The sequence below is a fragment of the Acidovorax sp. HMWF018 genome (assembly GCF_003061035.1).
Taxonomy (GTDB): Bacteria; Pseudomonadota; Gammaproteobacteria; order Burkholderiales; family Burkholderiaceae_C; genus Acidovorax; species Acidovorax delafieldii.
In genome coordinates this window covers 1-11,064 of sequence record NZ_QAIM01000071.1, presented here as the reverse complement: position 1 = coordinate 11,064, position 11,064 = coordinate 1, and the positions used below count along the sequence as shown (strand labels likewise).

General features: G+C 65.6%; 9 protein-coding genes. 7 read left to right on the top strand and 2 right to left on the bottom strand.

Going from position 1 to position 11,064, the window contains the following annotated elements:
* The 6 genes from DBR23_RS02760 to DBR23_RS02735 form a co-directional block, all read left to right on the top strand.
* The coding region (locus DBR23_RS02760; RefSeq protein ID WP_146191205.1) for an EAL domain-containing protein at positions 1–187 on the top strand (187 nt) is incomplete at its 5' end.
* Positions 184–2,697: a bifunctional diguanylate cyclase/phosphodiesterase gene (locus DBR23_RS02755; protein ID WP_108497239.1), complete on the top strand. Its 2,514-nt coding sequence runs from the start codon at positions 184–186 to the stop codon at positions 2,695–2,697. The genes DBR23_RS02760 and DBR23_RS02755, both read left to right, overlap by 4 nt.
* Before the next feature lie 49 nt (positions 2,698–2,746).
* A complete protein-coding gene (locus DBR23_RS02750) occupies positions 2,747–3,958 on the top strand; it encodes an FAD-dependent monooxygenase (protein WP_108497238.1) in 1,212 nt (403 codons plus the stop codon).
* Positions 3,959–4,275: 317 nt separating this feature from the next.
* Positions 4,276–6,198 (top strand): PrkA family serine protein kinase, encoded by a 1,923-nt coding sequence (locus DBR23_RS02745; protein WP_015015409.1) that lies wholly within the window; start codon positions 4,276–4,278, stop codon positions 6,196–6,198.
* A gap of 47 nt (positions 6,199–6,245) precedes the next feature.
* The gene (locus DBR23_RS02740; protein WP_108497237.1) at positions 6,246–7,514 is read left to right on the top strand and encodes a YeaH/YhbH family protein; all 1,269 of its coding nucleotides are present in this window, start codon (positions 6,246–6,248) and stop codon (positions 7,512–7,514) included.
* Positions 7,511–9,142: a SpoVR family protein gene (locus DBR23_RS02735; protein ID WP_108497236.1), complete on the top strand. Its 1,632-nt coding sequence runs from the start codon at positions 7,511–7,513 to the stop codon at positions 9,140–9,142. Before DBR23_RS02740 ends, DBR23_RS02735 begins: the two co-directional genes overlap by 4 nt.
* A 98-nt stretch (positions 9,143–9,240) precedes the next feature.
* Here the strand turns inward: DBR23_RS02735 and DBR23_RS02730 are convergent, their stop codons facing one another.
* Positions 9,241–9,627 (bottom strand): MerR family transcriptional regulator, encoded by a 387-nt coding sequence (locus tag DBR23_RS02730; protein ID WP_056748333.1) that lies wholly within the window; start codon positions 9,625–9,627, stop codon positions 9,241–9,243.
* Positions 9,628–9,720: 93 nt separating this feature from the next.
* Here DBR23_RS02730 and DBR23_RS02725 point away from each other — a divergent pair, with 93 nt between their 5' ends.
* On the top strand, positions 9,721–10,203 hold the full coding sequence (locus tag DBR23_RS02725; RefSeq protein ID WP_108497235.1) for a hypothetical protein: 483 nt from the start codon (positions 9,721–9,723) through the stop codon (positions 10,201–10,203).
* On the opposite strand, the gene DBR23_RS02720 is transcribed toward DBR23_RS02725, so the two are convergent.
* The coding region (locus tag DBR23_RS02720) for an MFS transporter (protein WP_108497234.1) at positions 10,175–11,064 on the bottom strand (890 nt) is incomplete at its 5' end. The two genes, DBR23_RS02725 and DBR23_RS02720, sit on opposite strands and share 29 nt — an antisense overlap.

Below are 11,064 nucleotides of genomic sequence, written 5' to 3'. Positions count from 1 at the left end.
GGTGGCGGAGGGGGTGGAGACGACGGGGCAGCTGTCGTTCCTGAGGCTGCATGGGTGCGAGGGGTTCCAGGGGTATCTGTTTGGAAGGCCTGGGCCCGTCGAGTTGTTCGAGCGTGAGCATCTGCCGGGCCATTCAGCCTCCTCGCTGCCGACCGCTCTGCCCGCACCGCAGGAGCCGCAGCCATGAACGGTGTGGGCATCCTGTGGGTGGACATTGATACCCAGCATGCGGCGGCCGCGCGGCGGCTCATGGCAACGCGTTACCCCGACTGGCGGGTGGTCAACAGCCCCACGCCAGAAACCGCCAAGGCTCCCCTCGCCAGCCAGGCCTGGGATGCCGTGGTGCTGTGCCTCAAGCCCACCGACCAGGAACTGCCCGGCCTGCTGGAGCTGTGCGCTGGCCGCCCGGTGCTGATGTGCATCGATGCAGCGCAAGAGGCCCTGGCTGCGCGCGCCTTTCGCTGCGGGCTGGGCGACTATGTGCTGCGCGAGGCCGATGGCGTAGCGCACCTGAGCGAGCTGCTCAACCGCCTGGTGGCGCTGGTGCAAGGCGCCAAGGGGCAGGGCCAGCCCGTGCGCATGGTGGATGCCCGCATCTGGCAAGAGGCTCTGACCATGCTGCAGGAGCAGCGCTCGGCCCTGCAGGCCACGCTGGCCAGCATGAGCCAGGGCATCTTCAAGACCGGGCCCGATGGCCGTATCACCGTCTACAACGAGCGCGTGCTGGAGCTGCTGAACTTGCCCGAGTCGCTGATGGCCACCCGCCCCACGCTGGCTGACCTGACGCGCGTGCAGGCCGAGCGCGGTGACTTTGGCGAGGGCTATAGCCTAGTGGACCGTCGCGGACACGACTACGTGGCACAGGGTGCTGTCGCTGCGGCCCCGGCGCTGTACTGGCGCACCACACGCGATGGCCGTACGTTCGAGGTCCGCACCACCACGCTGGCCGATGGCAGCCTGGTGCGTACGTTTGCCGATGTGAGCGACTACGTGCGTGTGGAGAACGAGCTGCGCGAGAGCGAGGCGCGCTTCCGGTCCCTGAGCGACCTGTCGTCCGACTGGTACTGGGAGCACGATGCCGAGGGCCGCTTTGTGCAACTGGCGGGCGACCTCAGCGTGAACGGCATCCCGCTGTCGGACGTGATGGGGCGCACGCGCTGGGAGATCGGGGCCCTGAACATGACTGATGCCGACTGGGCTGCGCACCGCGCGGTGCTGGCCGCGCACCAGCCGTTCCGTGACCTGGAGCTGCAACGCCGGCGCGCGGACGGCAGCATGCATTGGATCTCTGTCAGCGGCGTGCCGGTGTTTGACGCTAATGGCGCGCTGCGTGGCTACCGGGGCGTGGGCCGCGACATCACCGAACGCAAGCAGGTCGAGAGCCAGATCGAACGCCTGGCGTTCTATGACTTGCTGACCGGTCTGCCCAACCGCCGCTTGCTGGTGGATCGGCTGCAACACGCCACGCTGGCGGTTGCGCGCTCTGACACCCAGGGCGCGCTGCTGTTCATTGACCTCGACAACTTCAAGGACCTCAACGACACGCTGGGCCATGACACCGGCGACCAATTGCTGCTGCAGGTGGCGCAGCGCCTGAAGGGCTGCGTTCGGGAGTCGGACACCGTGGCCCGTTTTGGTGGCGACGAGTTCGTGGTGCTGGTGGAGGGCCTCAGCCCCGACCCCGCCCACGCAAGCGCCGAGGCTGCGCTGGTGGCCAGCCACATCATCACCACGCTGGGCAAGCCCTATGCGCTGGGCGATGCCAGCCACCACAGCACACCCAGCATAGGCATCGCGCTGTTTGGCCAGCAGACCGTGAGCGTGGATGAGCTGCTCAAACATGCCGACCTGGCCATGTACCAGGCCAAGGCGGCGGGGCGCAACACCCAGCGCTTCTTCGACCCCGACATGCAAGCGGCCGTGAGCAACCGCTCGGCCCTTGAGGCCGACCTGCGCCGCGGCCTGCAAGACAAGGAGCTGGTGCTGTACTACCAGCCGGTGGTGGACGGCAAAGGCCGCTTGCAGGGTGCCGAGGCCCTGGTGCGCTGGCGCCACCCGCGCCGGGGCATGGTGTCCCCCGCCGAATTCATTCCGCTGGCCGAGCAGACCGGGCTCATCCTGCCTCTGGGCCAATGGGTGCTGGAAGCGGCGTGCGCACAGCTGGTGGCCTGGTCGCGCAGCTCGCTCACTCGGCAGTTCTTCCTGTCGGTGAACGTGAGCGTGCGGCAGTTCCGCCAGCCCGACTTTGTGGAGCAGGTGCTGGGCGTGCTGGACGCCACGGGGGCCAACCCGGAGCGCCTGAAGCTCGAACTCACCGAGAGCCTGTTGATGGCCGACGTCGAGGACGTGATTGCGCGCATGGAACACCTGCGCCGCTATGGCGTAGGCTTTTCGCTGGATGACTTTGGCACGGGCTATTCCAGCCTGAGTTACCTCAAGCGGCTGCCGCTTGACCAGCTCAAGATCGATCAGGGTTTTGTGCGTGACCTGCAGACCGACCCCAACGACGCCGCCATCGTGCGCACCATCCTGGCCTTGGCCGACAGCCTGGACCTAGCGGTGGTGGCCGAGGGCGTAGAGACCACAGGCCAACTCGAATTTTTGCAGCGCTACGGCTGCAAGGCTTTCCAAGGCTACCTGTTTGGCCGGCCTATGCCCGCCGAAGTGCTGGAGCGGGCGCTGCGGCCTGCGCTATGACCTGCGTTAAGACAAAGGCTACCCAGCGCGCTCAGTTCACAATCGCGCCATGAAAAAACAGGTGTTGGTCGCCGGTGGCGGCATTGGCGGCTTGGCTGCTGCGTTGGGCGCATCTCGGGCCGGGTGGGAGGTGCGGCTTTACGAGCGCGCTGCCGCGTTCAGCGAAGTGGGTGCGGGCGTGCAGATCGGGCCCAACGTGGTGCGCCGCCTGCAGGCCTGGGGTCTGCAGCAGCCGCTGCAGGCGGTGGCTGCCTTCCCCAGCCGGTTGCAGGTGCGCAATGCCGTCAGCGGCCAAGAGCTGGCCGTGTTGCCCCTGGGTTCCACGGCGGTGGAGCGCTATGGCGCGGCCTATGCCACCATTCACCGAGCGGACCTGCATGGCCTGTTGCTGTCCGCCGTGACCAAGTACACCGACACGCAATGGCATCTGGAGCATGCGATCGACAGCTTTGCCGATGCCGACGGCGTGGTCACCGTGCGCACCAGCCGGGGCAAGCAGGTTGAGGGCGATGCCCTGATAGGTGCCGATGGCCTGTGGAGCCGCACGCGCACCCAGCTTCTGGGCGCGGTACCGCCACGCGTGACGGGGCACCTGGCCTACCGCGCGCTGGTGCCGCAGCATGCGCTGCCCGACGCCTTGCGCACGGCGCAGGTCACCGCATGGCTGGGCCCGCGCCTGCACGCGGTGCAGTACCCCGTGCGTCGGGGCGAGCTGCAAAACCTGGTGGTCATTGTGCAAGGGCCCGCACCGCAAGACCTGGAGAACTGGGACCACGCCGCCAATGCCGCAGGCCTGGAGCACGCACTGCAAGGCACCTGCACCGCGCTGCAGGACGTGGTGCGCAGCGTGAGTGCCGCAGGTGGGGCGGGCTGGCGCCTGTGGCCCTTGTGTGACCGCCCGCCGGTGCGCAGCGCCGACGAGATGGCACAAGGCCTCGTGGGCCTGCTGGGCGATGCCGCGCACCCCATGCGGCCGTACCTGGCCCAGGGCGCGGGCATGGCGATTGAAGACGCGGCCGAGTTGCAGCGTGCTTTGGCCATGCACGACCTCGATGTGCCGCTGCGTCTGCGCCGCTATGCGCTCAACCGCTGGCAGCGCAACGCGCGGGTGCAGGCCCGGTCGACACGCAATGGCCGCATCTTCCACGCCACGGGGCCGGTGCGCTGGGGGCGCGACCTGTCGCTGCGCCTGCTGGGCGAGCGCTTGCTGGATGTGCCCTGGTTGTACCGGGGCGACGGCTCCAGCGCCAGTTCGTTGTGACGGTTGGCGTGCGGGAGGCGCACTGTGGATAAGCCTTTGGCGCATGGCCCATGTTTGCGGTATCAACCGGACATTCCAGTTGTCAGGACATTCCCTATCCGGTGCAACCCGCGAGCGCGTTTTGCAGGGTGAACTTTGCGCAGTGTGCCACGCTCTATCCCTGTGTGTGCAATGCCACAAAAAGGCCGGCCACACGCCCGCGAATTTGCTGTTCAAGCGCAAGTCGTGGTGCTACAAAGAGCCAAGCCGGTAGCGATTGCCAATGCAACACCGTGGTACCACCTGAGCCCGCCAGGGGTGCCGCTACAGGAGGTCGTATGGATGCCATCAGCAACTTCGCCGCGCGCTATGCCCGTAGCCGCGAAGAGGAAATGTCGATCGACGAGTATCTCGCCGAGTGCAAGCGTGACCCCATGGCCTATGCCACATCGGCCCAGCGCATGCTGGCAGCGATTGGCGAGCCCGAGATGGTGGACACGCGCAACGACCCGCGCCTGTCGCGGCTCTTTGCCAACAAGGTCATCAAGCGTTACCCCGCATTCACCGAGTTCTATGGCATGGAGGAGTCCATCGAGCAGGTGGTGAGCTTCTTCCGCCATGCCGCGCAGGGGTTGGAGGAGCGCAAGCAGATCCTCTACCTGCTGGGCCCTGTGGGTGGTGGCAAAAGCTCCATTGCAGAGCGTCTCAAGGCGCTGATGCAGAAGGTGCCGTTCTATGCGCTCAAGGGCTCGCCGGTCAACGAATCACCGCTGGGTCTGTTCGATGCCGCAGAAGACGGCCCGGTGCTGGAGGAGCAGTTCGGCATTCCGCGCCGCTACCTGCAGCGTGTGCTGTCGCCGTGGGCGGTGAAGCGGCTGGAAGAGTACGGCGGCGACATCCGCCAGTTCCGTGTGGTCAAGCGCTACCCCAGCGTGCTCAAGCAGGTGGGCATTGCCAAGACCGAGCCGGGCGACGAGAACAACCAGGACATCTCCAGCCTGGTGGGCAAGGTGGACATCCGCAAGCTCGAAACCTTTGCGCAGGACGACACCGACGCCTACAGCTACAGCGGCGGCTTGTGTCTGGCCAACCAGGGGCTGCTCGAATTCGTGGAAATGTTCAAGGCGCCCATCAAGGTGCTGCACCCGTTGCTCACGGCCACGCAGGAGGGCAACTACAAGGGCACTGAAGGCTTTGGGGCGATTCCGTTTGACGGCGTGGTGCTGGCCCACAGCAACGAAAGCGAGTGGAAGGCGTTTCGCAACAACAAGAACAACGAGGCGTTTCTCGACCGCATCTACATCGTCAAGGTGCCGTACTGCCTGCGCGTGAGCGAGGAGATCCGCATCTACGAAAAGCTCATCCGCGAATCGTCGCTGGGCAACGCCGTGTGTGCGCCCGGTACGCTCAAGATGATGGCGCAGTTCGCGATCCTCACGCGGCTGAAAGAGCCCGAGAACTCCAGCATCTTCAGCAAGATGCAGGTGTACGACGGCGAGAGCCTCAAGGACACCGATCCGCGCGCCAAGAGCTACCAGGAGTACCGCGACTACGCGGGCGTGGACGAGGGCATGACGGGCATCTCCACCCGCTTTGCGTTCAAGATTTTGTCCAAGGTGTTCAACTTCGACAGCGCCGAGGTGGCCGCCAACCCGGTGCACCTGATGTATGTGCTGGAGCAGCAGATCGAGCGCGAGCAGTTCGCCACCGATCTGGAGACCAAGTACACCGGCTACATCAAGGAGTTCCTGTCGCCGCGCTATGCCGAATTCATTGGCAAGGAGATCCAGACGGCCTACCTGGAAAGCTACAGCGAGTACGGCCAGAACATCTTTGACCGCTACGTCACCTACGCCGACTACTGGATCCAGGACAACGAGTACCGCGACACCGACACCGGCGAGGTGTTCGACCGCAGTGCGCTCAACGCCGAGCTGGAGAAGATCGAGAAGCCCGCAGGCATTGCCAACCCCAAGGACTTCCGTAACGAGATCGTCAACTTTGTGCTGCGGGCGCGGGCCAACAACCAGGGCAAGAACCCCAGCTGGACCAGCTACGAAAAACTGCGGCTGGTGATCGAGAAGAAGATGTTCTCCAACACCGAAGAGCTGCTGCCGGTGATCAGCTTCAACGCCAAGGCCAGCGCCGAAGAGGCCCGCAAGCACGAGGACTTCGTCACCCGCATGGTGAACAAGGGCTACACGCCCAAGCAGGTGCGGCTGCTGTGCGAGTGGTACCTGCGCGTGCGCAAGAGTAGCTAGGGTCAGTGCCTGGGCCGCAGGCCCTGCATGGGGAACGGGAGCAACGGATGGCATTGCAAATCATCGACCGCAGGCTCGCTGGCAAGAACAAGTCGGTGGGCAACCGCGAGCGATTTGTTCGCCGATACAAGGAACAGATCGCGGATGCAGTGCGCCGTGCCGTCTCGCAGCGCGGCATCCGCGACATGGAGCAGGCCGAGAGCATCACCATCCCGCGCAAGGACATCAGCGAGCCCGTCTTCCACCACGGCCAGGGCGGCATCCGCGACACCGTGCACCCCGGCAATGCAGAGCATGTGCGCGGCGACCGCATCGAGCGGCCCCAGGGCGGTGCGGGTGGGCGTGGATCGCAGGCCAGCGACAGCGGCGAGGGCGAGGACGACTTCACCTTCACGCTCACCAAGGAAGAGTTCATGCAGCTCTTTTTTGAAGACCTCGCGCTGCCGCACCTGCTGCGCACCCACATTGGCGAGAACCCGCAGTGGAAGTCGCGCCGCGCAGGCTACAGCCAGGATGGCATCCCCAACAACCTGGCCGTGCTGCGCACCATGCGCGGCGCTTTGGGTCGGCGCATTGCACTGGGCAAGTCGGCGCACCGCGAGCTGCTGGCGCTGCAGGCCGAATTGGACGCCCTGCTGGCGCAGGACGACGGCACCAGCGAGGCGGTGGCTGAGTTGCAGCGCCGCATTGATGCGCTCACGGCGCGCATTGGCAAGATTCCCTACCTGGACCCCATCGACCTGCGCTTTCGTGCGCGCACGCCGGTGCCCGTGCCCAGCAGCCAGGCGGTGATGTTCTGCGTGATGGATGTGTCGGGCTCCATGGACGAGACGCGCAAGGAGCTGGCCAAGCGGTTCTTCATCCTGCTGTACCTGTTCCTCACACGGCACTACGAGACCATCGACATCGTGTTCATCCGCCACCACACCCAGGCGGCCGAGGTGAGCGAGGAGCAGTTCTTCCATTCCACCGAAAGCGGCGGCACGGTGGTGAGCAGCGCGCTGGTGCTGCTGGACCAGATCATCCGTGCGCGCTACCCGCAGGGCGACTGGAACATTTACGTGGCCCAGGCCAGCGACGGTGACAACTTCACCAACGACAGCGGCGTCTGCCGCAACCTGCTGGTGGACAAGATCCTGCCGCTGGTGCGCTACTTTGCCTATGTGCAGGTGGCCGAGGAAGAACAGAACCTGTGGGACGAGTACAGCCAGCTCGCGCCGCTGTACTCCCACTTTGCGATGCGCAAGGTCTCCGCACCCGGTGACATCTACCCGGTATTCCGCGATCTCTTCAAGAAAGAGGGGGTGGCCGCATGAACAACGTTGTGCAGTACCCCGTGCTGGAGCGCCGCCTCAGCGACAACCCTTGGAAGGCCGCTGCCGTGGGCGAGCGCCGCCACCGTGCCGTGCCCGGCCAGCCCCTGCCTGCAGGCGCGCGGCCGGCCGAGCCGTTGCCCGACCCGAGCGACTGGACGTTCGAGCTGATCGAGCGCTACCACGCGGCCATTGCCGCTACGGCCGAGCGCTTTGGTCTCGACACCTACCCCAACCAGCTGGAGATCATCACCGCCGAACAGATGATGGACGCCTACTCCAGCGTGGGCATGCCGGTGAACTACCGGCACTGGAGCTACGGCAAGGAGTTTCTGGCCACCGAACGGCGCTACCGGCGCGGGCACATGGGCCTGGCATACGAGATCGTCATCAACTCCAACCCCTGCATCAGCTACCTGATGGAGGAGAACACCACCGCCATGCAGGCGCTGGTGATTGCGCATGCCGCCTATGGCCACAACAGCTTCTTCAAGGGCAACTACTTGTTTCGCATGTGGACTGATGCGTCCAGCATCATCGACTACCTGGTGTATGCCAAGGACTATGTGGCCCAGTGTGAGGAGCGCTACGGCACGGGTGAAGTGGAGCGCCTGCTCGACTCCTGCCATGCCCTGGCCAACTTTGGCGTGGACCGCTATCGCCGCCCGTCCAAGAAGAACCTGGCGCGCGAGCGGCTTGAACGCGCGCAGCGCGAGGCCTACGCCCAGCAGCAGGTGAACGAGCTGTGGCGCACCCTGCCCACGCGCCCCGGCAAGGAAGGTGCGGCGCAAGAGGCCGACCGCTTCCCCAGGGAGCCGCAAGAGAACATCCTGTACTTCATCGAAAAAAACGCGCCCCTGCTGGAGCCCTGGCAGCGCGAGATCGTGCGCATCGTGCGCAAGATCGCCCAATATTTCTACCCCCAGCGCCAGACCCAGGTCATGAACGAGGGCTGGGCCACGTTCTGGCACTACACGCTGCTCAACACGCTGTACGACGAGGGTTACCTGAGCGACGGCGTGATGATCGAATGGCTGGGCTCGCACACCAACGTGGTCTACCAGCCACCGGTGGGGCAGCGTGCCTATAGCGGCATCAACCCCTACGCGCTGGGGTTTGCCATGTACCGCGACATTCAGCGCATCTGCCAGCACCCCACCGAGGAGGACCGGCACTGGTTCCCCGACATCGCAGGCACCCCCTGGCTGCCTGCGCTCGACCATGCCATGCGCAACTTCAAGGACGAGAGCTTCATCGGCCAGTACCTCAGTCCGCACCTGATGCGCGAGATGCGCCTGTTTGCGCTCCATGACGACGCTGGCGAGCGCGATCTGGTGGTCAGCGAGATCCACGACGAAAACGGCTACCGCAGCCTGCGCCAGATGCTGTCGCAGCAGTACGACCTGGGCACGCGCGAGCCCAACATCCAGGTGTGGAACGTGAACCTGCGCGGCGACCGGAGCCTGACCCTGCGCCACACCCAGTACCAGGGCCGCCCGCTGGCCGACGACACGCAGGAGGTGCTCAAGCACGTGGCGCGGCTGTGGGGCTTTGGGGTGCAGATCGAGAGTGCGGACGCCGATGGCAACCACCCGGTGCTGCTGCACCAGGTGCCCGCCTCAGCCACCTGACCGGACTGCGCTGGCACCTGCGCGCCGGTTGAGGGAAGATTGCTCTGTTTTTGATAGCTTCCAGCGCATGATTTACTAGCGCTACCGCCCGATTTGGCTCAGAAAGCAGACGAAGAGGCCTTGGCCCGTGGCACCCGGGCCTGCAGCGGGCAGTCGGTGGCCACACGCTCGGCCAACGTCTGGCGCAGGGCCTGCAGCGCGGCAATGCGGTCATCAATCTCCTGCAGCTTGGCGGCCAGCACCTGCGCCAATGCGGGGCCGGGCTCGGCGGCGTCCCAGATGGCGGGCAGCCGGTCGCCGATCTCCGCCAGGGTAAAGCCCAGCTGCTGCGCAGTGCGGATGTACTGCACCAGCGTCACCACTTCGGGCGGGTAGTCCCGGTAACCGTTGTCCAGGCGCCGCGCGCGAATCAGGCCCTGCTGTTCATAGAAGCGCAGCGCCTCGCGGCTCAGGCCCGAGGCCGTGGCCAGTTCACCGATCAGCATGATCCCGTTCCCCTCACAAAGTGCTTGACCCTGAAGCGTACTTCAAGGTGGAAGCTCGGGGCCTCATTGATCCATTCACAGAGGTTTCCTGTCATGCACATCCCCGCTTTCGCTTCCGGCCGTTATCTGCGCATCGTGCGCGCCAGCGGCTGGTACGACCTGCTCGTCACCTGGCCGTTTGCCTTGCCCTGGACCTTTGCCTGGCTCTACACCCAGCTGAACCTGCTGGCCCAGGCGCTCGCATTGCCCGGCACCTTGCACCCCTTGGACACCACGCACATGCTGCTGGCCAACCTGCTGGGCTCGGTGGTGGTGGTGTGGTCGGTGGCGCGCATCGTGGCGCCCACGGTGCTGCTGGGGCGGCTGGATGGCGTGGCGCGGTTTCTGTTTGCGGCCTGGCAGATCTACGCGGTGGCACACGGCGCCAATGCCATCGTGCTGGGTTTCACCGCCTTCGAGTTGTTGTTCGGCGTGCTGCAATGGTGGCGTGTAGCAGGTGCCAGTGCGGCGCTGTGCCCGCCTGACCCCGCGCGGGTGAATGAGCTGGTCAATGGGCGGGCGCGGGCAGCAGCCTGAAGGCCAGTGCACCCACCACCAGCATGGCCGCAATGGTCAGCATCACCGCCACATACGGGTCTGCACCCTGTGCGGCGGCGATGGAGGCCGCCACGCCCGTCACCCACTGCATCAGCGCCACGCCCAGGAACAGCGCCATGGTGAACACCGCCATGGCCCGCCCCGTGACCGCAGGGGCGTAGGCCGAGCGCACGTCCGAATACTGCAGCACCATGTAGCCCGACAGCAGGCCCACGGCCACGGAGCCGCCCACGTCCAGCCATTCGGCATGCAGAAAGCCCATGGCCGCAAACAAGGCCGCCAGCAGGGTGGTAAAGCCCAGCAGCCAGCGCCTGCGCCTTGTGGGGCCAGGGTCCAGCCGACCAAAAAGGGCTGGGCTGAACAGTGACACCAACGACGACAGCATGGCCACATTGCCGCTGGCCACCAGCGAATAGCCGTGCCGCTCGATCAACAGTGGGCCCAGCCACAGTCCGCGCAGCGTGAGGAACGAGGCATAGGTCATCAGCGCCAGCAGCATGATGCCGGCGGTGTGCGGCAGCAGGAACAGCGCGCCGAAGCCGCGCACCGCCTGCAGCACCGATTCGCGCGGAGCGGCCTCATCGATGGGTTGTGCGGGTTCATGCACCTTCCAGAAGATCAGCAGCCAGGCCAGCGCCGCCAGGCCCGCCAGCACGCCAAACCCCATGCGCCAGGACGACTGCTGCACCAGCCAGGCCAGTGGCGTGCCGGTGAACAGCATGCCCAGTCCGCCCACCCCCATGGCCACTCCCGACACCATGGCAAACCGCGACGCCGGAAAGTAGCGTGCGATGAACACCGTACACACTAGAAATGCGGGTGCGCAGCCCACACCGATCA

Bases quoted from the DNA above. Each gene is read 5' to 3' on its own strand.
- DBR23_RS02730 (WP_056748333.1), bottom strand. From the start codon at position 9,627: ATGCTGATCGGTGAACTGGCCACGGCCTCGGGCCTGAGCCGCGAGGCG.
- DBR23_RS02725 (WP_108497235.1), top strand. From the start codon at position 9,721: ATGCACATCCCCGCTTTCGCTTCCGGCCGTTATCTGCGCATCGTGCGC.
- DBR23_RS02750 (WP_108497238.1), top strand. From the start codon at position 2,747: ATGAAAAAACAGGTGTTGGTCGCCGGTGGCGGCATTGGCGGCTTGGCT.
- DBR23_RS02735 (WP_108497236.1), top strand. From the start codon at position 7,511: ATGAACAACGTTGTGCAGTACCCCGTGCTGGAGCGCCGCCTCAGCGAC.
- DBR23_RS02745 (WP_015015409.1), top strand. From the start codon at position 4,276: ATGGATGCCATCAGCAACTTCGCCGCGCGCTATGCCCGTAGCCGCGAA.
- DBR23_RS02740 (WP_108497237.1), top strand. From the start codon at position 6,246: ATGGCATTGCAAATCATCGACCGCAGGCTCGCTGGCAAGAACAAGTCG.
- DBR23_RS02755 (WP_108497239.1), top strand. From the start codon at position 184: ATGAACGGTGTGGGCATCCTGTGGGTGGACATTGATACCCAGCATGCG.